Below are 24,139 nucleotides of genomic sequence, written 5' to 3' on the forward strand. Positions count from 1 at the left end.
CCGTCGATCACGGCGGCGGAGGTGGCGGCGGGAGGGGTGCGCCTGCGTCACCACCGACCGGCAGCGGCTGCTCCGGCGCACCCGGTACCCCGGGAGGAGGCGGCGGCCCGACGGGCACGGTGATCGTCGTCGGCGGGCCGAGCGGAATCGTGATGCCCGGCGCGACTTCGATACTCGGCTGGATGACCGTCTCGGTCGTCGACGGCTTCGGCGGAGGGGGTGGGGCGGCCGGCACACCGGCGTAGCCGCCGATCTCGGTCGGCTTGGGGAACGTCTCGTTGTCAGTGCCCTTGAGGGCGCCGTCCATCGTCGCTTTCCAGATGTCGGACGGAATGCCCGAGCCGTACACCGGCCCACCGCCCTTGTTCACCAGGGGCTGGGTGCCGTCGGTGGTGCCGACCCACACGGCCGTCGACAACGACGGGGTGTAACCGACCATCCACGCGTCCCGGTTGGCGCCGGTGTCACCGAGCTGGTTGGTTCCGGTCTTGGCCGCCGATGCGCGCCCGCCGGCCAGGTTGTGCCCGTTGGACCAGCCCGCGATCGGCTGCATGGCCGCAGTCACGTTGTCGGCCACCGCTTTCGGGATGCGCTGCTCTCCGCTGTCGTCCGAGGTACTGGCATCGAAGAGCACCTCGCCGCGCGAGTTCACGACCTTCTGCACGAAATGCGGCTTGTGGTAGACACCGGAGTTCGCCAGGGTCGCGTACGCCGAGGCCATGTCCAAGACCCGAGACTGGTACTGGCCCAGCACAATACCGTTATTCGGCGGTCCGCCCTTGCCGTCTTCGGACAGGGTGTGGTCCACGCCCGGGAAGCTCTCCGCGATTCCCGCGCTGTGCGCGGCATCGGCGACGTCGCTCGGGCCGTTCTCCAGCTTGAGCATCAGCCGGTAATACGACGTGTTCAGCGATCGTTTGAGAGCCTCGGCGATATTGCAGACGCCGCAACCCTCGCCCTCGACGTTGGTGATCGTGATGCCGTTGAGCGTGACCGGGGAGCTGTCCACCTGATAGCCAAGCCCGATGCCCTGTTCGAGGGCCGCCACCAACGCGAACACCTTGAACGACGACCCCGTCGGCAACCCGGCCTGAGCGAAATCGAAGCCCTGGGCGTCGGATCCGCCGTAGTAGGCCTTCACACCACCGGTCTTCGGGTCGATCGACACCACCGCTGACCGCATATCCGGCATCTGCCCGTCGAGATACTTCGACACCGCGTCCTCGGCGGCTTGCTGCGCCTGCGGGTCGATCGTCGTGGTGATCTGCAGGCCCTGGGTGTTCAGCGTCTGCTCGTCGATGTTGAACAGATCGAGCAGTTCCTTGGTGACCTGGCGTTCGATCAATCCGTTGGGCCCGGTGGTGACGCTGGCCGCGCGGGCCTGATCGGGTGGCACCGTCGCCGGGAAGACCTGTGCTGCGCGTTCCTCTTTGGACAGCGCACCGATCGACACCATGCCGTCGAGCACCCAGTTCCACCGGCTGACCGCACCCTCGGGATCGACGGCCGGATCCAGCGTCGACGGCCGCTGGATCAGCGCCGCCAGCAATGCGCCCTCGGCAACGTTCAACTGCTCGACCGGCTTGTCGAAGTAGGCCTTCGACGCCGCCGAGATGCCGTACGCCCCGCGACCGAAATAGATGATGTTCAGATATGCCTGCAGCACTTGGTCTTTGGACCACTCACTGGACATCTTCGTCGAGATGACCAGCTCCTTGGCCTTACGCACCACACCGCCGATACCCGAGCGGGCATCGCCGACGAGGGCGTTCTTCACGTACTGCTGGGTGATCGTCGAGGCGCCCTGCAAGTCGCCCCCGGTGAGATTGTTCTTCAGCGCACGGGCGAAGCCCGAGAGTGAAAACCCCGGGTTGCTGTAGAAATCGCGGTCCTCGGCGGCCATCACCGCGTTGCGCACCTGTACCGGTATCTGGTCGATGTTGACGTCGACCCGGTTACCTTCCGGCGGAACGATTTTCGCGAGCTCCGAGCCGTCGCTGGCCAGGATTGTCGACACCTGGTTGGTCCGCAGGTCGCCGGGCTGAGGCACCTTGACGATCAGGTACGCCATGCCGAAGGTGATCAGCGGCAGCACCACCATCAGGACCACCGCGAGGTACAGCGAACGGCGCACCCACTTCCAGCTGATCTGCTGGGAGAAGGTCGGCGGCTTCGGCGGCGGGCCGGCCGGTCCGCCGGTGCGCGGCGGTCGTGGTGGCGGCGGCGGAAGCTTCGGCGGGGCTGTGCCTTCGAGGGCGGCCTTGACCACGTCGATCGGGTCGCGCAGCGGCACGGTGTCGTCACGCACCGGCTCGATGATCGACGTCAGCCTGTCGTCCGGGGGCACCTGTCGGCGCGGTGCGCTCCGGGTCGGACCGGCGGAATCAGCGGGCCTGGCCACCGGAAACTTGGTCGTCGGCGACTCGGGATGATCGGACGCATCAGCACGCCCTGATCCCGTGCGGTTGTCAGTGCCAGGCCGGTCGTGACGCCCTTCGCTATTCACTGGCCGTACGCGCGCCCGAGCGCGCCGACTGGGTGCCCCGGCGACCGCGCGTCCCGTTGGTGGGACGCGGCGCTCCGAGCACATAGGACTTGACCAAGTGATTCCATTCGCAGGTGCGACATACCTCCACCACGTGTACCGAAAATTCGTCGAATTTGGTTGCCAGCAGCACCAGCTCCTCGGCGGTGCGGGCCGAGCCGGACACCGCGCCGAGGTGATCGCCGAACACCCAGGACACCAATGTCAGCGGCTCCTTGCGGCAGATCGGGCACATCACCGAACTGGGTTTGCCGTGAAATTTCGCGGCGCGCAACAGATAGGGATTGGCGTCACAGACCTCGGTCACGCCGGTCCGGCCCGAGTACACCTCGGCCAGCAGGGAGCGTCGCCGGAGGGCGTAGTCCACCACCTGTCGCTGCAATCGCACGATCACCAGAGTACGTCGGCGATGTGGGACCCGGCGGTCAACCGCCTGGCGCGTGGAGCAGATTGTGCGCCTGGTCTGCGCCGTTGGGCATCGAACTCTTACGATCATCGCCGTGGCGACTTCCCAGACGGCCAGCACGCGTGCCAAGGACTCTGACCGCAACGACACCTGCCAGATCCTGGACACCGCGCTGTCCGAGGGGCAACTGTCGATGAGCGAGCACCAGCAGCGGGTGAAGGCCGCGACCACCGCGACGACGCTGGGTGATCTGCGTTCCCTGGTCGGGGATCTGCAGACCGCCAACGCGCCGGTGCAGCTGCCCACGCTGAAGAAGCCGCGGCTGCAGTCGGCCGGCGCAGGGGGCAGCTGGGGTATCCGGCTGGCCATCATGGGTGTGCTGATCGTCCTGGGTATCGGTATCGGCTGGGGGCTGTACGGCAACACACCATCGCCGCTGAATTTCACCTCGGACCCGGGCGCCAAACCCGACGGCGTGGCACCCGTCGTGCTGACCCCGCCGCGGCAGCTGCACTCGCTGGGCGGGCTGACCGGACTGCTCGAGCAGATGAAGAAGAAGTTCGGCGACACAGATGGCAACCGGCTGGTCATCTACCCCGAGTACGCGTCGTTGACCCGACCCGATCCCAGCGACGAGCGTCGGGAGCTCAACTACACCTACCGCGGCGGCTGGGGCGATCCGTCCACCTCGGCGGCCGGGTCCGACGTCACGCTGGTGGATCTGAGCAAGTTCGACGCCAAGGCCGTCGTCGGCGTGCTGCGGGGGGCGCCGGAGACGCTGAACATGAAGCCCGGCGACGTCAAGAGCACCTATCTGATCATCGAGCCCAGCCGCGACCCGACGGCCGCCGGCACGGTCACCGCCGAGATCTACGTCTCGAGCGACTATGGCAGCGGCTACATCCAGCTCTATCCCGACGGCTCGGTCAAGCAGATCAACTACCCGTAGCCTGCGGGTTTCGCGGCGGGTGCCCCAGCGGCAATCACCTGGATCGTCGGCGTCCAAGTAGCGCTGAATATATCGCTCCGATACTATCGCTGGAGGTGTCGAAGCGCTGTGACGGTCGAGCAAAGGAGGTGACCCGATGTTGGAGCTAGCCATCTTGGGCCTTCTGCTCGAGTCGCCGATGCACGGCTACGAACTGCGCAAACGACTGACGGGTCTGTTGGGGGCATTTCGCGCCTTTTCTTATGGCTCGCTGTACCCGGCGTTGCGCCGGATGCAGACCGACGGGTTGATCGTCGAGGACACCGCGCCCGCAGGGACGACGGTGTTGCGCCGCGCCCGCCGGGTGTACCAACTGACCGATGCCGGGCGTCAGCGCTTCGCCGAGCTGGTGGCCGACACCGGTCCGCAGAACTACACCGACGACGGCTTCGGTGTGCATCTTGCGTTCTTCAACCGCACACCGGCCGAGGCACGGATGCGGATCCTGGAAGGCCGCCGCCGCCAGGTGGAAGAGCGTCGCGAGGGTCTTCGGGAGGCCATCGCCCGAGCGAGCAATTCGTTCGATCGCTACACCAAACAACTGCATCAGCTGGGCCTGGAGTCCAGCGAGCGGGAAGTCAAGTGGCTCAACGAGCTCATCGCCGCTGAGCGGGTGGCCCAGAGTCACCCAGACCAGGCCTGACGCGGCCACCGAAGTACCTGAACAACAGCCAGCAGAAGTACGGAGTTAGGAGAACGTCCATGACGGAGCACAACGGAGCGTCGACAGATGTGCGGGTCGCCATCGTCGGTGTCGGCAACTGCGCGTCCTCACTGGTCCAGGGCGTGCAGTACTACAAGGACGCCGACGCCAACGCCACCGTTCCCGGCCTGATGCACGTGAAGCTCGGCCCGTACCACGTGCGCGACGTGAAGTTCGTCGCCGCCTTCGACGTCGACGCCAAGAAGGTCGGGTTCGACCTGTCCGAGGCGATCTTCGCTTCCGAGAACAACACGATCAAGATCGCCGACGTGCCGCCGACCGATGTCGTCGTGCAGCGCGGCCCGACCCTGGACGGCATCGGCAAGTACTACGCCGAGACCATCGAGATCTCTGACGAACAGCCGGTCGACGTGGTCAAGATCCTGAAAGACAACAAGGTCGACGTGCTGGTCTCCTACCTGCCGGTGGGCTCCGATGAAGCCGACAAGTTCTACGCCCAGTGCGCCATCGACGCCAAGGTCGCGTTCGTCAACGCGCTGCCGGTGTTCATCGCCTCGGATCCGGTGTGGGCCAAGAAGTTCACCGACGCCGGTGTGCCGATCGTCGGCGACGACATCAAGAGCCAGGTCGGTGCGACCATCACCCACCGCGTGATGGCCAAGCTGTTCGAGGACCGCGGCGTCACGCTCGACCGCACCTACCAGCTGAACGTCGGCGGCAACATGGACTTCAAGAACATGCTCGAGCGCGAGCGCCTGGAGTCCAAGAAGGTTTCCAAGACCCAGGCCGTCACGTCCAACCTCACCGGCTCGCTGGCCGGCAAGGTCGAGGACAAGAACGTCCACATCGGCCCGTCGGATCACGTCGCGTGGCTCGACGACCGCAAGTGGGCCTACGTCCGCCTCGAAGGCCGCGCCTTCGGCGACGTGCCACTGAACCTGGAATACAAGCTCGAGGTGTGGGATTCGCCGAACTCGGCAGGCATCATCATCGACGCCGTGCGTGCGGCCAAGATCGCCAAGGACCGCGGCATCGGCGGCCCGATCATCCCGGCCTCGGCCTACCTGATGAAGAGCCCGCCCAAGCAGCTGCCCGACGACATCGCCCGGACGCAGCTCGAGGAGTTCATCGCCGGCGAGTAATTGCCGCATGGAGAGTGCGGTCAGATCCGAATGGGACGCCCCATCGCGATCTGGCCGCACTTTCGCGTTAGATGGACGGCGTGATCTCCGACGAACAACTGATCGGACTTGACGAGTTCGCGCTGCTCCCCGAGAACGCCGCCCAAGCCGGAGTGAGCGATTCGCTGCCCACGGTGGAGCGCATCGAGCGCGGGCCCGTCAGCGCAGTGCGCTGGGGTGTCGATCCCGTGCGAGTGGTGTTCCTGCACGGCGGCGGCCAGAACGCACACACCTGGGACACCGTCATCCTCGGCCTCGGCGTACCCGCGCTCGCGGTCGACCTGCCCGGGCATGGCCGCTCGGCCTGGCGGGAAGACGGCGACTACGGCCCTAAGCGGGGCGCCGAGTTGATCGAACCGGTGGTGCGCGAGCTCGCGAGCGACGCCGACCTGGTGGTCGGCATGTCACTGGGCGGGCTGACGGCGTTGCGACTCGCGACGACCGCGCCCGATCTGGTCCGCAAGCTGGTCCTGGTCGACGTCACCCCGTCCGCGCCCGAACGGCACGAAGAGATGACCAAGGCGCAGATGGGCACCGTCGCGCTGGTCCAGGGCGACCGCACCTTCCCGAGCTTTCAGGCCATGCTCGACGTGACCATCGCCGCCGCGCCACACCGTGACCGAGACTCCTTGCGCCGCGGTGTATTCCACAACTCCAAGCAGCTCGACGACGGCACCTGGACGTGGCGGTACGACACTTTCCGCAAGGGCGACGGCTTCGAAGGCCTGTGGGACGACGTGCCGGGCCTGGCGGTTCCCACGACGCTGGTGCGCGGCGCCAACTCGTTCTTCGTCAACGATGACGACGCCGACGAATTCGCCCGCACGGCACCGGGTTTCCAGCGAGTGATCGTGGTGCCCGACTCCGGTCACTCGGTCCAGGGCGACCAGCCCCGCGCGCTGGTCCAGATCCTGCGCGACGTGCTCGGCGGCTGAGTTTGCCTGTTGTTCATCGGCTGATTCCCAGACGATTCACAGCTGATTCCCGGGCTGCCATATTTTCGCCGCATGGCCCTGGTTTCGCTCAATTTGTTGATCAATCACGACGGACGCTCCGCGCGGCAACGGATCACCTGCCGCTACCGATGCGGTGACGCCTGCGCGCACCCAGCACCCAACACCAGCGACAACGAATACTTCGGCGACCTTGTCCGCGAGGCGGTATCGCGGCGCTCGGCGCTAAAGGCCGCGGGCGTGGCGGTACTGGCGGTCGGCGCCGGCTCGACATTGGCGGCCTGCGCCGGTGACACCAAGCCCACTGCCTCGTCCACGACGTCGGCGGCGCCGTCAACACCGCCGACAGGCATGAATTTCACCGCCGTCGCACCCAATATCGAGGACGCCGTCGTCATCCCGCAGGGCTACCAACAGGCCGTGGTGATCAGCTGGGGTGACCCGGTCCTGCCCGGCGCCCCCGCCTTCGACGTCGCCAAGCAGACCGCCGCGGCACAGCGTCAGCAATTCGGCTTCAACAACGACTTCGCCGGCCTGCTGCCGATCGACGGGAAACCGGGCCACTACCTGCTCGTCGTCAACCACGAGTACACCACCGAGCGGTTCATGTTCCCCGGCTACGACGAAAAGCACCCCACCCGTGAACAGTTCGACACCGCCGTCGCCGCGCACGGTCTGACCGTCGTCGAGGTCGAACGCACTGCCGAGGGACTCAAGCCGGTGCTGGGCGCCTACAACCGCCGACTCACCGCCGACTCACCGTTCACCCTCGTCGGGCCTGCCGCGGGCAGCGAGTTCGTCAAGACCGCCGCCGACCCGACCGGGCGGACTGTTCTCGGCACCATCAACAACTGCTCCGGCGGCGTCACACCCTGGGGCACAGTGCTTTCCGGAGAAGAGAACTTCAACTCCTACTTCGGATCGGCCGACGGCGCGCAGGCCCCGACCCCGATCGACGCCGACCGGTGGAAGCGTTACGGCATCAAAACCAAACCCAGCGAGCGGCTTTGGGAGACATTCGACCCGCGCTGGGACCCCACCAAGAGCCCCAACGAGGTCAACCGCTTCGGCTACGTCGTCGAAATCAACCCGTGGGATCCGCAGTCGGCGGCAGTCAAGCACTCCGCGATGGGCCGGTTCAAACACGAGGCCGCCAACATCTACGTCACACCTGACGGAACAGTGGTGGCCTACAGCGGCGACGACGAACGCTTCGACTACATGTACAAGTTCGTGTCGGCCAAGAAGATTCAGCCCGGTCGGGACGCGGCCGCGATGGCCGCCAACATGACGATCCTCGACGAGGGCACGCTCTACGTCGCCAAGCTCGCCACCGACATCCCGGCCGGCAAGATCGACGGTTCGGGCACGCTGCCAGACGGTGGATTCCGCGGCTCGGGGACCTGGCTCCCGCTGCTGCGCTCGGGGCCGGGCGGGGCGGCGGAGTCGTTGGTCGACGGTATGACGCCACAGGAGGTCGCGGTGTTCACCCGGTTCGCCGCCGACAAGGCCGGCGCGACCAAGATGGACCGGCCAGAAGATTTCGAGGCCAACCCCAGCAGCGGCAAGCTCTACGTCGCGCTGACCAACAACAACGAGCGCGGAGCCGCCGGCAAGCCTGCTGCCGACGCAGCCAATCCCCGCAACGACAACAAGAACGGGCAGGTCCTCGAGATCACCGACGACCATGCCGGCACCACCTTCACCTGGGACCTGCTGCTGGTCTGCGGGGATCCCGCGGCCGCCGACACCTACTTCGGCGGCTTCGACAAATCGAAGGTCAGCCCGATTTCCTGCCCGGACAACCTCGCCTTCGACAAGCACGGCAACCTGTGGATCTCCACCGACGGAAATGCCCTGTCCTCCAACGACGGACTGTTCGCCGTCGCGCTCGACGGGCCCAATCGTGGCGAGACACGGCAGTTCCTGACGGTCCCGATCGGAGCGGAAACCTGTGGGCCGATCGTGCTCGACGACCTCGTCACCGTCTCGGTGCAGCACCCCGGTGAGCACGACGACAACAGCATCGACGACCCGCTGTCCCACTGGCCGGCGGGCGGCAACGGCACCGCGCGCCCGTCGATCGTGGCGGTGTGGAAGGACGGCGGGAATATCGGCGTCTAGCCGCCGAATCGACGATGCCGTCGAGGAACGAGACGGAGGAGGAGTGAGGCAATTGGCCCACCGACGTACGGTTGAGGCGTGACCTTTCCCATTCGCATCGGCGTGCAACTGCAGCCGCAGCATTCGACTGATTACCACCAGATGCGCGACGCCGTGCGTCGCTGTGAAGACATCGGCGTCGACGTCGTCTTCAACTGGGACCACTTCTTCCCGCTCTACGGTGACCCCGAAGGTGCGCACTACGAGTGCTGGACCATGCTGGGCGCCTGGGCCGAGCAGACGTCCCGCGTCGAGATCGGCGCCCTGGTCTCCTGTAACTCGTACCGCAATCCGGAGTTGCTGGCCGATATGGCCCGCACCGTCGACCACATCTCGGGCGGCCGGCTGATCCTCGGCATCGGCTCGGGCTGGAAGCAGAAGGACTACGACGAGTACGGCTACGACTTCGGCACTGTGGGGAGCCGCCTCGACGATCTCGCCGCGGCGCTGCCGCGCATCAAATCCCGCCTCGCCAAGCTGAATCCGGCGCCGACGCGCGACATCCCGATCCTGATCGGCGGTCAGGGTGAGAAGAAGACCTTGCGCCTGGTCGCCGAGCACGGCGACATCTGGCACGGATTCACCAACGCCGAGACGTACCCCGGTAAGGCCGAGGTGCTCGACCGGCACTGCAAGGATGTCGGGCGCGAGCCGGGGCAGATCGAACGGTCCTCGGGAGTGGAAGGCCGCGACGCCGCCACGATCGTCGCCAATGCCGAGGCGCTGGCCGGGTTGGGCGTGACCCTGTTGACCGTCGGTTGCGACGGCCCCGACTACAACCTCGCCGCAGCCGAGGCGCTGATCGGATGGCGCGACAACCGCTGACGGCGGGCTAGCAGGGATCGAACTCCAGCGGCAGCGACTCGAGGCCGAAAGTGCCGGCGGGCCACAGCACGGTGGCTTCGCCGGCCTGCCGGTAGTCCGGGATGCGGGCGTGGAACTCCTCGATGGTCAACCGCAGTTCACGGCGGGCCAGGTGCGAGCCCAGGCAGCGGTGGATACCACCACCGAATCCGAGGTGGGTGGCCTTCGCGGTCAGGTCCATCTCGTGTGCGTGCGGACCCTCCCGATTGGCGGTGAACAGCATCAGCATGACTTGCGAGTTCGCCGGGATCGTCACGCCCTCGACCTCGACGTCGGCGGTGGTGACGCGCGGTACGCCGGGCACCGGACCTTCCAGGCGGAGCATCTCTTCGACGAACGGCGGGACCAGTGCCGGATCATCGATCAACCGGTGGCGCAGCGCCGGGTCGTTGGCCAGGGTGAGCAACGAGAAGCCGATGGCCCCGGTGACGGTGTCCAGCCCGGCCAGGATGATCAAGAAGCACAACCCCAGAAGCTCGGCGTCAGTCCAGGCGTCGTCACCGTCGAGTGCCAGGATATTGCTGAGCATGTCGTCGCCGCGGTGGCTGCGTTTGATCTCGATCTGCTCGGCGAGGAAACCGAAAAGGCCCATGGCGCAATCGATCACGTGCTGCGGCTGGTTCTGGCCCAATGACGCGATATCGGAGCCCTTGATGATGCCGGTCACCCATTCGAGGAACTTCGGCAAGTGCTCCAGCGGCAGCCCGAACAGGGTCAGGATCGCCTGGGTGGGGAATTTGTAGGACAGGTCCGCCACCACGTCGCAGCGGCCCAGCGGAGCGAACGCATCGATGTGCCCCCGCAACTGCGCGCGCAGGTCGGCGTCCATCGCCTCCATCCGTTTGGGTCCGAACATCGGGTCGAGCACCCGCCGGTAGTCGGCGTGCTTGGGTGGATCGATCGCGATCGGAATCATCTGGATCGCGTTGACGATCCCGTCGAAAGCTCTCGCCGACGAGAACAGGTCGGGATGCTTCTGCGCGTACCGCACGCCCTCATAACTGGTGATCAACCACATGGAGCCGACCTTGTAGACCGGTCCCGGAGTGCGCAGATACTCCACGGCCGCGGCACGCCCACTCAGCATCGGGGTGTCCGCGTAATACGTCTCGGGCAGTTCCGTCGTCGTCATCTCCGGAGCGTAACGAGACTCACAGTCTCGTTACGGGAGATTCGGCGAGATCTCCGCCGGAAACCGTGGAGGATTACCCACCAAATGCGTGTCCGAGACGGCGCGGAGAGAACGATGCCCAAACGCTATGGGGTCAAAGAGAAGGATCTGGTCGTCGCACATGTGCTCGACCTGCTTCTCACCGGCCGACTGCGGTCCGGTGATCGAGTGGACCGTAATGGGATTGCGGCCACCCTCGGTTTGAGCCGGGTCCCCGTGCAGGAAGCCCTGGTGCAGCTCGAACACGACGGGATCCTGGAGACGCGCTACCACCGTGGTGCGTTCGTCCACCGCTTCGATGCCGATGTCCTGCGCGAGCACCACGAAGTACACGGTCTGTTGACCGGTGCGGTGTCCGCCCGGGCTGCGACCACTCCTCGGCCCCCGGTTCTGGAAGCCCTCGATCAGACGATGGCGATGATGCGCGGTGCGACCAGCCCACGGGACTACCTCGAGAGCGCCAACCTGTTTCGGGACATCGTCGTCGACGAATACGCCGGCCCGCGCCTGAAGGCGGCGGTCAGCGCATCGCGCAGCTTCATGCCGCAAGAGTTCTGGGCCACCCATCCGGACGCTCCGGCCCAATTGATGCCGCTCGCCGAGAACGAGTACGCCGCGATCTGCGGCCGCCACCCCGCCGCCGCACGCCAAACCTGCCTGGACCGCACCGACCTGATGGCCGACGTGCTGACCCTGGAGCTACGCCGCCGCGGAGTGTTCGCCGAGTTGGATTCCGTTTGATCGCAAGCCGTGCCCGGCGCGCTGTCCGCAGTACCTTGCTAGTGATGACTTTTCATTCGGGTCGGCTGGCGGCGCTGTTCGCGGTCCTGCTGATGCTCGCCGGTCTGGTGGCCGCTGCGCCCGCGGGCGCCGACCAGTGCGCACCACCGGGAGTCGAGTCGGCCAGCGCCTTGCCCACCAACTTGGCGGCCGCCGCCAAAGGGCCGGCAGAGGACAAATACACCACGGCCACCACCGAACCGCTGACCGCGATCAACCGCGATGCGCTCGGGCTGATCACGCCGGGCACACTGACCGTCGGCACACTGTCCGATGCGCCGCCCAGCATCTGCATCGACGCAGGAGGCCAGTTCACCGGATTCGACAACGAACTCCTTCGCGCGATCGCCGACAAGCTCGGCCTGAAGATCACGTTCGTCGGCACCGAATTCTCCGGGCTGCTGGCCCAGGTGGCGTCGCGACGCTTCGACGTCGGGTCGTCATCGATCACCACCACGGATGCGCGCCGCAAAACCGTCGGCTTCACCAACGGCTACGACTTCGGCTACTTCTCGTTGGTCGTACCGTCCGGCTCGGCGATCACCGGATTCGACAAACTCGGACCCGGCCAACGCATCGGCGTCGTGCAGGGCACCGTGCAGGAGGCCTATCTGATCGACACGCTGCATCTGCAGCCGGTGAAGTTCCCCGACTACAACACCGTCTACGCCAGCCTGAAGACCCGCCAGATCGACGCGTGGGTGGCTCCGTCACAGCAGGCGCTGGGCACCGTGCGCCCTGGCGATCCCGCGCAGATTGTCGAAAACACTTTCAGTTTGGACAATTTCGTCGCTTACGCCGTCGCGAACGAGAACAAGCCGCTGATCGACGCGCTCAACGCCGGCCTGGACGCCGTGATCGCCGACGGCACCTGGTCGCGGCTGTACTCCGAGTGGGTGCCGCGGGCGTTGCCGCCGGGCTGGAAGCCGGGATCCAAAGCCGCACCGCTACCGCAGCTGCCCGACTTCGCCGCGATCGCCGCCGCCCACGAGGAACCCGCCGAACCGGCCCGGGAACCGAAATCGGTTCTGACCCAGCTGCGCGAGTCCTTCCTGGATTGGGAGCTGTACAAGAAAGCCATCCCCTATCTGCTGACCACGGGGCTGCCCAACACGCTGCTGCTGACGGTCAGTGCCGCCGTCATCGGGCTGGTGCTCGGCATGGGACTGGCCGTGGCCGGGATCTCGCGCTCGCGCTGGCTGCGCTGGCCGGCCCGGGTCTACACCGACATCTTCCGCGGGCTGCCGGAAGTCGTCATCATCCTGCTGATCGGTCTGGGCATCGGGCCGGTGGTCGGTCAGCTGACCGGAAACGACCCGTATCCACTGGGCATCGCCGCGCTCGGGCTGATGGCGGCGGCCTACATCGGCGAGATCTTCCGTTCCGGCATCCAGAGTGTGGACGCCGGGCAGATGGAAGCCTCCCGCGCACTGGGGTTCAGCTACTCCTCCTCGATGCGGTTGGTGGTCATACCGCAGGGCGTCCGACGAGTGCTGCCCGCGTTGGTGAATCAATTCATCTCGCTGCTGAAAGCCTCGTCGCTGGTGTACTTCCTCGGACTGGTAGCCAGCCAGCGCGAACTGTTCCAGGTCGGCCGGGATCTCAACGCCCAGACCGGAAACCTGTCGCCGTTGGTGGCCGCCGGACTGTTCTACCTGTTGCTGACGATCCCGCTGACGCACCTGGTGAACTTCATCGACGCCCGGCTGCGCCGAGGGCGCACTGTCGCCGACGAGGACCCGCTGGAGCCCGGCACCACGAGCCAGGAGATGGTGTGATGGCGTCGGTCTCGTTGGCGGCCAACGATATTCACCTGACCCTGGGGGGCAACGCGGTGCTGCGCGGGGTCGACCTCGACGTGCCTGCCGGTAGCACGTCGGCGGTGATCGGCCCGTCCGGATCGGGCAAGTCGACGCTGCTGCGCACTCTGAACCGGCTTTACGAACCCGATCGCGGCGACATCCTTCTCGACGGAAAGTCGGTGCTGCGCGACGATCCCGACCAGCTTCGTCAGCGCATCGGCATGGTGTTCCAGCAGTTCAACCTTTTCCCGCATCGCAGCGTGGTCGACAACGTCGCGCTGGCACCCCGCAAGCTCAAAGGGTTGGGGAGCGAGGAATCCCGGGAGCTGGCACTGGCCCAACTCGAACGGGTCGGCTTGCGGCACAAGGCCGACGTCCGGCCGGCGACGCTGTCCGGCGGCCAGCAGCAGCGGGTCGCGATCGCCCGGGCACTGGCGATGGCTCCGCAGGTGATGTTCTTCGACGAGGCCACCTCGGCGCTGGATCCCGAACTGGTCAAGGGAATCCTGGCGCTCATCGCCGAACTCGGATCGGACGGGATGACGATGGTGGTGGTCACCCATGAGATGGGCTTCGCGCAATCGACGGCGGATGCCGTCGTGTTCATGGACCACGGCAAGGTCGTCGAATCCGGGCCACCGGAGAAGATCTTCGCCGCCGCCGAAACCGATCGGCTACAGCGCTTCCTGTCGCAAGTTCTGTAATTGCGTTCGCGAAAACGGCGTATCGCGTGGTTGACAGGCACGCACAGGTTAGACTAGCGAACTATGATTGAGGCCGAGCCGCAGGTCACCGACCTGTCCGGTGACCTGCAACGGGTCCTTTCGAAGCTGTTTTCGGTCCTGCGCCGCGGCGACACCAAGGCCACCACTGCCGGCGCGGACCTCACGCTCGCCCAGCTGTCCATCCTGTTGACCCTGCTGGATCAGGGTCCGATCCGGATGACCGAGCTGGCGGCGCGGGAACGGGTGCGCACCCCCACCACCACCGTGGCGATCCGTCGCCTGGAGAAGCTCGGCCTGGTCAAGCGTTCGCGGGACCCTTCAGACCTGCGCGCCGTCCTGGTCGAGGTCACCCCGCAGGGCTTGGTGCAGCACCGCGAAGCGCTGGCCGTGCGGCGGGCGAATCTTGCGGCGCTGCTGTCGAAGCTGACCGACGAAGAGCGACAGACGTTGGCCACCGCGCTGGGACCGCTGGAGCGGTTGGCGGAGCAGGCCGAGAGCTAGCCGGAGCCAAGCGACCCGGGACTATCCGAGCCAGTCCAGGACCGCGGCAGCGGTCCAGGACTGTTGCATGCTGCCGAGTGGCTCGCCGGTGAACGGTTCGTAATACTCGGCGAAGGTGCCGTCGCTGGCCTGCCGCAGACCCTCCTGGCGAAGCAGCAGAGACCGCTCCGACCATCCGCGCCGGGCGAACGCCCACGAGAACAACCACGTCAGCACCGGCCAGACCGGACCGCGCCAGTACTCGCGGGGCCGGAAGTCCTTGGAAACCGGTGACGTCGACGGGATCACCGAGTACTTCAGATCGGGATGCCCGCAGAACCGCGGACCCTCCAGGATGCGCAGCAGCGCCCGTTCGCGATCGTGCGGCAGGCCGCCGCACAACAGCGGTGCGAACTGTGCGGCCGTCTCCGTCGCAATCCACTTGTCTGCTCTGACATCGAAATCCCGTGCCGCACCTGTTCTTCCGTCCGTCGTCTCGACGACTCCGGCACGGAACCGTTCGGCCCACGAATACAGGTCGCGCACATCGGCATGCGGCCGCTTGTAGTCCTCGCCGATATTGGCCAGCACATCGCACGCCACCGAGAAAATTGCCGACACGAACACGTCCTCGACCGCGAAGCTCATCACCTTCGGCAGCAGATCATCGTCGTAGCGAACCGATTTCATCTCTTCGAGCAGCCACAGATACCGGTCGTACTCGGTGTCGGACGGACGCTGGCTGGCGTCGGTGACGATGTGGTTGTCCTCGCGTTGGTACTCCGGGATGACGCCGGGAATCACGTTGGCATAGGCCGAATCCCACCGCGGGGAGTTGTCCATCCCGGACTCCCAGCCGTGATAGAGCGTGATGCGCCCGTGCTGGTCCTGATCGCGGGCCTCGGCCAGCCAGCGATGCCAGCGCACCAGATCCGCCCACCGCCGGTCCAGAAATGCTTCGGCGACAGCCCGGGTCGAGCGGCCCCTGGTGCGCGCCCGATCGAGGATGCGCTGCACCGCGATCGCATGCACCGGCGGCTGCGTGATGCCCGAGGTGTGCCGGGTGCGCGGGGCGTTGGCCGCCAGCGCCGAGGTGGCCCAGCGGGCCGGGCCCGGGAAGTACCCGTCGACCCCGTTGGCGAAGACGATGTGCGGGATCATCCCGTTGATCCACTGCGCCGACAGCAGCGTGTCGAGCTCGACGACCGCGCGCTCCACACTCAGCGGGGCCAGACCGACGGCGACGAACGCGGCGTCCCAGCTCCACATATGCGGGTAGAGCAGGGGGGCCGCGGAGGTCATCACGCCCAGGTCGTTGCCGCGCAGCAGGTAGGCCGCGCGGGCCGCCAGCTGCGTCGGGCCGAAACTCGGGTCGAATGCCACGCGTTCATTCTGCGGCGTGAAGGTGAGAATCGCAGGTCGGTAAGGTAAGCCAGATGCCAACAGCACTGATCACCGGCGCCGCCGGCGGCATCGGATCCGCTATCGCCGAGGCTCTGGCGCCGACCCACACGCTGCTGCTGGCGGGCCGGCCGTCCACCCGGCTCGACGCTCTCGCCGCCCGCCTCGGCGCGCCCACCTGGCCCTTGGATCTCACCGACCCGGAGGCGATCGAGGCCGCCGCCGAGCCGTTGACCGAGCTGGATGTGCTGGTCCACAACGCGGGCGTCTCGCATCCCGGGCGGTTCGACGAGTCGATACCCGAACAGTGGCGGGCCTGCTTCGAGGTGAACGTGACCGGCCCCGTCGCGCTCACGCTGGCGTTGTTGCCCGCGCTGCGGGCGGCCCGCGGACACGTCGTCTTCATCAACTCCGGCGCCGGACTGAACGCGTCGCCCGGGCTGGCGGCGTACTCCGCGAGCAAGTTCGCCCAGCGCGCGTTCGCCGACTCACTGCGCGCCGACGAACCGCTCCTTCGGGTCACCAGCGTGCACCCCGGTCGGGTCGCCACCGAGATGCAGGAAGACCTGGTCGCCTACGAAGGCGGCGAGTACGACCCCGCGAAGTACCTCAAGGCCTCGACGGTGGCCCGCGTCGTCGCCGACGTGATCGCCACCCCGCCCGACGCACACACCCACCAGGTGGTGGTCCGGCCCCGCGGGCAGTGATTTCGGCGCGTTTTCGTTCGCTCAGCGGCCGTTTTCGCGCCGAGATCGCTAGACGACGAGGTTGACCAGGCGGCCGGGCACCACGATGACCTTCTTCGGGGTGGCACCGGCCAGGAACGCCTGCACCTTCTCGTCGGCCAGCGCGCTTGCCTCCAGCGCCGCTTTGTCGGCGTCGGCCGCAACCGTGATCTTGCCGCGCACCTTGCCGTTGACCTGCACCGGATACTCGACGGTGTCGGTCACCAGATACTGCGGGTCGGCCACCGGGAATGGCCCGTGCGCCAACGACTTCGGGTGGCCGAGCCGCTTCCACAACTCCTCGGCAAGGTGCGGCGAAAGCGGCGCCACCATCAGCACCAGTGGTTCCAGCGCCGCGCGGGCGCTGATGCCTTCCTTGGTGAGATGGTTGGTGTACTCGATCAGCTTGGCGGCAGCAGTGTTGTTCCGCAGGCTCGCGTAGTCGTCCGACACCCCGGCGATCGTGCGGTGCAATACCCGCAGCGTCTCCTCGTCGAGGGCTTCGGGCTCGGAAACCCTTGCCTCGCCGGTGGATTCGTCGACCACCAGCCGCCACACCCGCTGCAGGAACCGATGCGCGCCGACGACGTCCTTGGTCGCCCACGGCCGCGAGGCGTCCAGTGGTCCCATCGACATCTCGTAGACCCGCAGCGTGTCGGCACCGTAGCTGTCGCAGATCTCGTCCGGGGAGATCGAGTTCTTCAGGCTCTTTCCGATCTTGCCGAACTCCTGGAACACCTCTATCTCGCCGTCGGCGCCCGGCAGGAAGAACTTTCCGTCGCGCTCGACCACCTCGGCCGCAGGGACGTAGGCGCCGCGGGAGTCGGTGTAGGCGAACGCCTGGATGTAGCCCTGATTCACCAAGCGGCGGTACGGCTCCCGCGAGGAGACGTGGCCGAGGTCGTGAAGAACCTTGTGCCAGAACCGGCAATACAGCAGATGCAACACCGCGTGCTCGACACCACCGACGTAGAGGTCGACGCCACCGGGATCGGCCGCACCATGCTCAGCCGGGCGCGGGCCCATCCAGTACGCCTCATTCTCCTTGGCGCAGAACTCTTCTGAGTTGTGCGGGTCGGTGTAGCGCAACTCGTACCAAGAGCTCCCCGCCCACTGCGGCATCACGTTCGTGTCCCGGGTGTAGGGTCGCAGGCCGTCGCCGAGGTCCAGCTCGACGTGCACCCACTCGGTCGCCTTGTTCAGCGGCGGCGACGGCTCGCTGTCGGCATCCTCGGGGTCGACCACCACCGGCGCGTAGTCAGCCACGTCGGGCAGTTCGACCGGCAGCGCGGCGTCGGGCAACGGGTGGGCACGGCCGTCGGCGTCATAGACGATCGGGAACGGTTCGCCCCAATACCGCTGCCGCGCGAAAAGCCAGTCCCGAAGCTTGTATTCGACACGGGCGCGGCCACGGCCGTCGGCCTCCAGCCGTTCGGTGATCGCCTTCTTGGCGTCGGCAACGCCCAACCCGTCGAGGTATTGCGAGTTCACCAGCGCACCGTCACCGGAGTAGGCGGCCTCCGAGATATCGCCGCCGACTGTGTCATCCCCCGGTCGCTGCGCTCCTGCCCGCCGAATAACTTCCACAATCGGCAGCCCGAACTCCGTCGCGAACTCCCAGTCCCGCTGGTCGTGCCCGGGAACCGCCATGATCGCGCCGGTACCGTAACCGGCCAGAACGTAGTCCGCGATGAAGACCGGGACCTGTTGTCCGTTGGCCGGATTGGTGGCAAACGTCCCGAGGAACACCCCGGTCTTCGTCTTGTTCTCCTGGCGCTCCAGGTCGGACTTCGCCGCGATCGAGCGACGGTAGGCCGCCACCGCCTCGGCCGGAGTTGCCGCACCGAAGGTCCACCGCGCGTCCACACCATCGGGCCACTGCTCGGCGACCAGGGTGTCGACCAGTTCGTGTTCGGGGGCCAGCACCAGATAGGTGGCGCCGAAGAGGGTGTCGGGCCGGGTGGTGAAGACCTCGATGTCGGTACCGTTGACGCCGAAGAGCACCGACGCACCGGTGGAGCGGCCGATCCAGTTGCGCTGCATGGCCTTGACCTTGTCCGGCCAGTCCAGCATATCCAGGTCGTCGAGCAACCGGTCGGAGTAGGCGGTGATACGCATCATCCACTGCCGCAACCGTTTGCGGAACACCGGGAAGTTGCCCCGCTCGCTGCGGCCCTCGGAGGTGACCTCCTCGTTGGCCAGCACCGTGCCCAGCCCTGGACACCAGTTCACCAGCGAATCGGACAGGTATACCAGGCGATAGCCGTCGACGACGTCGGCCCGCTCCTGCGCCGACAACGTCGACCAATCCCGGCCGTCGTCGAGAGTGCGCGCGCGGGAGTCGAATTCGGCCACCAGCTCGGCGATCGGCCGCGCCTTGTTCTGCTCGATGTCGAACCAGGCGTTGTAGATCTGCAGGAAGATCCACTGCGTCCACTTGTAGAAGTCGACATCCGTGGTCGAGAAGCTGCGCCGCTGGTCATGCCCGAGACCCAGCCGGCCCAGCTGGCGGCGAAAGTTGACGATATTGGCTTCGGTGCGGGTGCGCGGGTGCGTGCCTGTCTGAATGGCGTATTGCTCGGCGGGCAATCCGAACGCGTCGAAGCCCAACGCGTGCAGCACATTACGGCCGGTCATCCGGAAGTAGCGCGCGTAGACGTCAGTGGCGATGTAGCCCAGCGGGTGCCCGACGTGCAGGCCCTCCCCCGACGGGTAGGGGAACATGTCCTGGACGAACATCTTGTCCTCGGGGACCGCCGAGCCGTCGGTCGGCGCCAGCGAGCCGACCGGGTTGGGCACGTTGAAGGTGCCCCACTGCTGCCAGTTCTGCTGCCAGTCCCGCTCGATCCGCCCGGCCAGCTCGGCGGTGTAGCGGTGCCGCGGCACGTCGCTGTCGGAGCCGTCGGGGCCCGTGGCTGCGGCGGTCGGCGATTCGGTCACGTCAAACAGGGTATAAGGGCCACTCTGGCCGCCGCCCCGGCGATGGCGGTGTGTGACCCCCGTCGCACCACAGACAACGGCCCGGTATCGGTTCCGTTGCAGTCCTGTCGAAGGTTGATTCCAGCTCGGTTCCAGACCTATCCACGACCCTCGGCGCGTGCTTACAGTCGGCGCCTATCGAGGGGTCTCACCTGGCCCGACCGTGTGGAGAAGGACAGCTGCGATGATGACGAATGCCCGTAACTGGCGGGTGGCTATTGGTGGTGTGGCCGCAGGTACGGCGGCCGTACTCGGGTTCACGGGCTTGACCGGCGCCAGCGCGTCCGCCGATCCCGTACTGCCGATGCCGCCGACCCCCGTCACCATCACCCAGACCGTCACCGTGGCCCCCGAGGCCGCCGCCGCCAACGCCGCCCCGGCCGCCCAGCCCGCGTCCGTACCGGTGGCCGGCCAGGTTGCCGCGGTCCCGCAGGCCGTGGCCCCGGCTGTCCCGGCCGCCGCCCCGGAGACCCTGGTGCCTGCCGCGTCCGGCACGCTGGCCGACTACTTCAAGGACAAGGGCGTCAAGATGGAGCCGCAGAAGGCGGCCGGCTTCACTGCGCTCAACCTCGTGCTGCCGATGCCGCGTGGCTGGAGCGTGGTCCCCGACCCGAACGTTCCCGACGCGTTCACCGTGCTGGCCGATCGCCTCGGCGGCGATGGGCTGTATACCTCCAACGCCCAGTTGAAGGTCTACCAGCTCGTCGGCGAGTTCGACCCGAAGGAAGCGATCACGCACGGCTATCTGGATAGCCAGGAGCTGTTCAACTGGCAGGCGACCGACGCTTCGATGGCAGACTTCGGCGGCTTCCCGTCGTCGCTCATCGAGGGCACCTACCGCGAGAACGACATGACGCTGAACACCTCGCGCCGCCACGTCATCGTCGCGTCCGGACCCGACCACTACCTGGTGTCGCTGTATGTGACCACCGCGGCCAACCAGGTCGTCGCCACCGCCGACGCAACCGACGCGATCGTCAACGGCTTCCGGGTCTCGTCCCCGACCGCCGCACCTGCGCCGGCTCCCGCACCCGCACCCGCGGCAGCACCGCCCGCCGACGCATCGGTGCCGGCCGCGGTGCCCGCCGCCACTCCCCTCGGCGCGGTGCCCGCTCAGCAGCGCTGAACCCGGGCTCGTATTGTGGCCCCATGCTCGTCGTCGGTGTGGTGTGCCTGGGTATGGCCGTCCTGATCGGTGGCTCGGGAGTCTGGACGCTGACCCGGCCGCCCGCTGCCGACGTCACCGGACAGGTGCTCCGGGCGGTAGCGCCGACCCAACTGGCCGCGGCCGTGATGCTGGCCGCGGGCGGGTCGGCCGCTCTGGCCGCACCGGCGCACACCGCGCTGACCGTCGTGATCGTCTGCGTGCTCGGGGCGGTGGGAACCGTCGCCGCCGGCTCCTGGCAGGGCGCTCGCTATGCGGCTCGGCGGGAAGCCGAAGCCAGCTGCGCGGGGAGCTGCGCCAGCTGCACGTTGTCCTGCAAGTGAGCCTCGCGACGACCTGACGAGGGCGGGTGCTGTCGCCGGCCGACCCGCCCGCCGCCCCGCAGATCAGTTCCGGCTGACGTCGATCGGGTGGGTCGCCAGCAGCGACAGCGGGAGCGGCTGGCGGCGCAGGACCCGCGACCACAGATCTACCCGCTGCTCGACCAGAACGTCAGAAGGCAACGCGGACAACACGATCCAGTCGTCGCGTTCGATCTCGCCCTCCAACTGACCGATGGTCCAGCCCGAGTAGCCGGCGAAGATGCGCACTCCCTCGACAGCGGGGGCGATCAGATCCGGGTCGGCGTCCAGGTCCACCATCACCATCCGGCCCGCCACGTGGCGCAGCCCGGGCATGCCCTGCGGATCGGTGCCCACCCGCAGCGTGCCCAGGCACAGCGCGGCATCTCGCTTGACCGGGCCGCCGATGAACATGGTCTTGGGCTTGGCCGCGAGCTTCGCCCACTGCGGCAACACGTTGTAGACGGCGGTCTCGCTCGGTCGGTTGAGCACCACACCCAGCGTGCCGCCGTCGTTGTGCTCGACGACATAAATCACGCTGCGCCGAAACGTCGGCTCCAGCAGATCGGTGTTGGCCAACAGCAGGGTTCCCGGTCGCACCCGGTTCGCCGCGGGCGCGACGAAGTCTTCGGGGTCCTCGTGCTGTGACACCCCACCATCATGGCATCACGGAGGTATTGCTGCGGTAACAGGCACGTCTGGATATTTGTACTGTTGGTCCGATGGTCGACAGCCGCGCACCTGGTTCGCTATGGCGATCGGTGCGCAGCCTGCCGGAGTTTTGGCGGCTGCTGGAGCTCCGGACCGCCAGTCAGTTCGGTGACGGGCTGTTTCAGGCGGGCTTGGCCGGTGGCCTGCTGTTCAACCCCGAGCGCGCCGCCAGCCCGTGGGCGGTGGCGGCCTCATTCGCTGTGCTGTTCCTGCCGTACTCACTCGTCGGCCCGTTCGCCGGCGCGCTGCTCGACCGCTGGGACCGCCGAGCGGTGCTCGTCGTGGCCAACCTCGCGCGGCTGGTGCTGGTGATCGGGGTCGCGGTGCTGCTCGCCGTCGGGGCCACCGATTTGACGGTGCTGTGCGGCGCCCTGATCGTCAACGGATTCAGCCGGTTCGTGACTTCCGGGCTCTCGGCGGCGCTGCCGCACGTCGTGCCGCGTCACCAGGTCGTGACGATGAACTCGGTCGCCACCGCGACCGGAGCCACCGCCACCTTCCTCGGTGCGAATTTCATGCTGCTGCCCCGCTGGCTCTTCGGTTCCGGTGACACCGGCGCCGCGACGATCATGCTCCTGGTGGCCGTTCCCGTCGCGATCTCGTTCGTGCTGTCGTTGCGCTTTCCCCCGCATCAGTTGGGACCCGACGACACCGCACGCGCCGTGCACGGCTCGGTGTTCTACACGGTGGCCACCGGGTGGTTGTACGGCGCCCGCACCGTGTTGAACACACCGACCGTCGCGGCCACGTTGTCCGGCCTTGCCAGCCACCGCATGGTGTTCGGGATCAACACGCTGCTGGTACTGGTGATCGTGCGGCACAGCGATAGTCCGGCCGTCGGGAGCCTGGGCACCGCCGTCGTCTTCGTCGCCGCCACCGGCAGCGGCGCGTTCCTGGCCAACATCCTCGCCCCGCTGTCGATCAAGCGGTGGGGCCGTTACGCAACCGCCAACGGCGCTCTGGTGTGCGCGGCGATCGTCCAATTGGCCGGCGCGACACTGCAGTTGGCGGTGATGATCGTGTGCGGATTCCTGGTGGGGCTGGCCGGGCAGATGGTCAAGCTGTGTGCCGACGTCGCGATGCAGATCGACGTCGACGACGCCCTGCGCGGGCACGTCTTCGCCGCGCAGGACTCGGTGTTCTGGGTGTCATTCATCGTGGCGACCATGGTGTCGGCTTTGGTGATCCCCGCCGACGGCCACTCACCGGCCCTGGCATTGGCCGGCTCGGCGATCTATCTGCTCGGGCTGGCCGCGCACGCCATGGTCGGTCGCCGCAGGCCGACCCTCTAGGTTCAATTCATGACTGCCGCAGACCCGATCGTCGACGACCTGCGCGACGAAAGCGACGCCCTCGACGCCCTGGTCGCGCCGCTGGACCCGGCCGGCTGGGCCCGGCCCACCCCGGCGCCCGGCTGGACCATCGCCCACCAGATCGCCCACCTGATGTGGACCGACCGAGCCTCGCTGATGTCGATCACCGACGAGGCGGCCTTCGGCGAACAACTCACCGCCGCGGCCGCCGACCCGCTGGGCTTCGTCGACAAAGCAGCCGAGGAGTTGGCGCTCACCCCGCCCGATCAGCTGCTCGCACAGTGGCGCGAGACGCGCACACACCTGCACTCCGCACTGCGCGGGGTGGCCGAAGGGCGCAAGCTGGTGTGGTTCGGGCCGCCGATGAGTGCGGCATCCATGGCGACCGCGCGGTTGATGGAGACCTGGGCGCACGGTCTCGACGTCGCCGACGCACTCGGGGCACCGATTGCACCGTCGGCCCGGCTCAAGTCGATCGCCCATCTGGGTGTGCGCACCCGCGACTTCGCGTTCACCGTGCACGAGCTGACCCCGCCTGCCGAACCGTTCTACGTCGACCTGACCGCGCCTGACGGCAGCCACTGGACGTGGGGACCCGGCGACGCCGCCCAGCGGGTCACCGGCTCGGCACTCGACTTCTGTTTCCTGGTCACGCAGCGACGCCCCCTTGCTGAACTCGACGTCGTCGGTACCGGCGCCGACGCCGCGAAGTGGCTGGAAATCGCTCAAGCTTTCGCCGGGCCACCCGGCCGGGGTAGATAACGCACCCCAGACATAACACC

Annotated in this window: 21 protein-coding genes; 15 read left to right on the forward strand and 6 right to left on the reverse strand. The window is 67.2% G+C overall.

Annotation, left to right across the window (positions count from 1 at the left end; genetic code table 11):
• Positions 1-7 precede the first annotated feature (7 nt).
• Positions 8-2,347 (reverse strand): transglycosylase domain-containing protein, encoded by a 2,340-nt coding sequence (locus HPC46_RS02650; RefSeq protein ID WP_179466657.1) that lies wholly within the window; start codon positions 2,345-2,347, stop codon positions 8-10.
• A 151-nt stretch (positions 2,348-2,498) separates the two neighbouring features.
• Positions 2,499-2,933, reverse strand: coding sequence for a DUF5318 domain-containing protein (locus HPC46_RS02655; protein WP_036422227.1), 435 nt, complete (start codon positions 2,931-2,933; stop codon positions 2,499-2,501).
• Positions 2,934-3,045: 112 nt separating this feature from the next.
• Between HPC46_RS02655 and HPC46_RS02660 the strand changes: the two genes are divergently transcribed.
• The 6 genes from HPC46_RS02660 to HPC46_RS02685 all read left to right on the forward strand — a co-directional run bounded on the left by HPC46_RS02660 (position 3,046) and on the right by HPC46_RS02685 (position 9,725).
• The gene (locus HPC46_RS02660; RefSeq protein WP_179466658.1) at positions 3,046-3,900 is read left to right on the forward strand and encodes a DUF1707 SHOCT-like domain-containing protein; all 855 of its coding nucleotides are present in this window, start codon (positions 3,046-3,048) and stop codon (positions 3,898-3,900) included.
• A gap of 136 nt (positions 3,901-4,036) precedes the next feature.
• A complete protein-coding gene (locus tag HPC46_RS02665; protein ID WP_005142205.1) occupies positions 4,037-4,582 on the forward strand; it encodes a PadR family transcriptional regulator in 546 nt (181 codons plus the stop codon).
• A 59-nt stretch (positions 4,583-4,641) separates the two neighbouring features.
• Entirely contained in the window at positions 4,642-5,745 is a 1,104-nt protein-coding gene (locus tag HPC46_RS02670) for an inositol-3-phosphate synthase (protein ID WP_179466659.1), read from the forward strand.
• Positions 5,746-5,816: 71 nt separating this feature from the next.
• Entirely contained in the window at positions 5,817-6,719 is a 903-nt protein-coding gene (locus HPC46_RS02675; protein WP_179466660.1) for an Rv0045c family esterase, read from the forward strand.
• Positions 6,720-6,791: 72 nt separating this feature from the next.
• On the forward strand, positions 6,792-8,861 hold the full coding sequence (locus tag HPC46_RS02680; protein ID WP_179466661.1) for a PhoX family protein: 2,070 nt from the start codon (positions 6,792-6,794) through the stop codon (positions 8,859-8,861).
• 78 nt (positions 8,862-8,939) lie between these two features.
• A complete protein-coding gene (locus HPC46_RS02685) occupies positions 8,940-9,725 on the forward strand; it encodes an LLM class F420-dependent oxidoreductase (RefSeq protein ID WP_179466662.1) in 786 nt (261 codons plus the stop codon).
• Between the two features lie 7 nt (positions 9,726-9,732).
• Here the strand turns inward: HPC46_RS02685 and HPC46_RS02690 are convergent, their stop codons facing one another.
• Positions 9,733-10,896 carry a cytochrome P450 gene (locus HPC46_RS02690; protein ID WP_179466663.1) on the reverse strand — a complete coding sequence of 388 codons (1,164 nt, stop codon included), beginning with the start codon at positions 10,894-10,896 and terminating at the stop codon, positions 9,733-9,735.
• A gap of 114 nt (positions 10,897-11,010) precedes the next feature.
• Here HPC46_RS02690 and HPC46_RS02695 point away from each other — a divergent pair, with 114 nt between their 5' ends.
• The 4 genes from HPC46_RS02695 to HPC46_RS02710 all read left to right on the forward strand — a co-directional run bounded on the left by HPC46_RS02695 (position 11,011) and on the right by HPC46_RS02710 (position 14,743).
• Positions 11,011-11,676, forward strand: coding sequence for a GntR family transcriptional regulator (locus tag HPC46_RS02695; protein WP_179466664.1), 666 nt, complete (start codon positions 11,011-11,013; stop codon positions 11,674-11,676).
• A 44-nt stretch (positions 11,677-11,720) separates the two neighbouring features.
• Positions 11,721-13,493 (forward strand): ABC transporter substrate-binding protein/permease, encoded by a 1,773-nt coding sequence (locus HPC46_RS02700; protein ID WP_179466665.1) that lies wholly within the window; start codon positions 11,721-11,723, stop codon positions 13,491-13,493.
• Positions 13,493-14,221 (forward strand): amino acid ABC transporter ATP-binding protein, encoded by a 729-nt coding sequence (locus HPC46_RS02705; protein ID WP_179466666.1) that lies wholly within the window; start codon positions 13,493-13,495, stop codon positions 14,219-14,221. Before HPC46_RS02700 ends, HPC46_RS02705 begins: the two co-directional genes overlap by 1 nt.
• A 63-nt stretch (positions 14,222-14,284) precedes the next feature.
• The gene (locus HPC46_RS02710; RefSeq protein WP_179466667.1) at positions 14,285-14,743 is read left to right on the forward strand and encodes a MarR family winged helix-turn-helix transcriptional regulator; all 459 of its coding nucleotides are present in this window, start codon (positions 14,285-14,287) and stop codon (positions 14,741-14,743) included.
• Positions 14,744-14,764: 21 nt separating this feature from the next.
• Here the strand turns inward: HPC46_RS02710 and ggh are convergent, their stop codons facing one another.
• Entirely contained in the window at positions 14,765-16,105 is a 1,341-nt protein-coding gene (gene ggh / locus HPC46_RS02715) for a glucosylglycerate hydrolase (RefSeq protein WP_179466668.1), read from the reverse strand.
• Between the two features lie 53 nt (positions 16,106-16,158).
• Between ggh and HPC46_RS02720 the strand changes: the two genes are divergently transcribed.
• On the forward strand, positions 16,159-16,830 hold the full coding sequence (locus HPC46_RS02720; protein ID WP_179466669.1) for an SDR family oxidoreductase: 672 nt from the start codon (positions 16,159-16,161) through the stop codon (positions 16,828-16,830).
• A gap of 48 nt (positions 16,831-16,878) precedes the next feature.
• Here the strand turns inward: HPC46_RS02720 and leuS are convergent, their stop codons facing one another.
• Positions 16,879-19,788, reverse strand: coding sequence for a leucine--tRNA ligase (gene leuS / locus HPC46_RS02725; protein ID WP_179466670.1), 2,910 nt, complete (start codon positions 19,786-19,788; stop codon positions 16,879-16,881).
• A gap of 223 nt (positions 19,789-20,011) precedes the next feature.
• On the opposite strand from leuS, the gene HPC46_RS02730 reads away from it, so the two are divergent.
• Both HPC46_RS02730 and HPC46_RS02735 read left to right on the forward strand, forming a co-directional pair.
• Positions 20,012-20,953 (forward strand): LpqN/LpqT family lipoprotein, encoded by a 942-nt coding sequence (locus tag HPC46_RS02730; protein WP_179466671.1) that lies wholly within the window; start codon positions 20,012-20,014, stop codon positions 20,951-20,953.
• A 23-nt stretch (positions 20,954-20,976) separates the two neighbouring features.
• Positions 20,977-21,315, forward strand: coding sequence for a hypothetical protein (locus HPC46_RS02735; RefSeq protein WP_179466672.1), 339 nt, complete (start codon positions 20,977-20,979; stop codon positions 21,313-21,315).
• A 63-nt stretch (positions 21,316-21,378) separates the two neighbouring features.
• On the opposite strand, the gene HPC46_RS02740 is transcribed toward HPC46_RS02735, so the two are convergent.
• The gene (locus HPC46_RS02740) at positions 21,379-21,984 is read right to left on the reverse strand and encodes a YqgE/AlgH family protein (RefSeq protein ID WP_005142223.1); all 606 of its coding nucleotides are present in this window, start codon (positions 21,982-21,984) and stop codon (positions 21,379-21,381) included.
• A gap of 71 nt (positions 21,985-22,055) precedes the next feature.
• Here HPC46_RS02740 and HPC46_RS02745 point away from each other — a divergent pair, with 71 nt between their 5' ends.
• Together HPC46_RS02745 and HPC46_RS02750 are read left to right on the forward strand one after the other, a co-directional pair.
• Positions 22,056-23,336, forward strand: coding sequence for an MFS transporter (locus HPC46_RS02745; RefSeq protein ID WP_179466673.1), 1,281 nt, complete (start codon positions 22,056-22,058; stop codon positions 23,334-23,336).
• A gap of 9 nt (positions 23,337-23,345) precedes the next feature.
• Positions 23,346-24,119, forward strand: coding sequence for a TIGR03084 family metal-binding protein (locus tag HPC46_RS02750; protein ID WP_179466674.1), 774 nt, complete (start codon positions 23,346-23,348; stop codon positions 24,117-24,119).
• Positions 24,120-24,139: the final 20 nt, after the last annotated feature.

It is taken from the genome of Mycolicibacterium vinylchloridicum, assembly GCF_013404075.1.
GTDB classification, from domain to species: domain Bacteria; phylum Actinomycetota; class Actinomycetes; order Mycobacteriales; family Mycobacteriaceae; genus Mycobacterium; species Mycobacterium vinylchloridicum.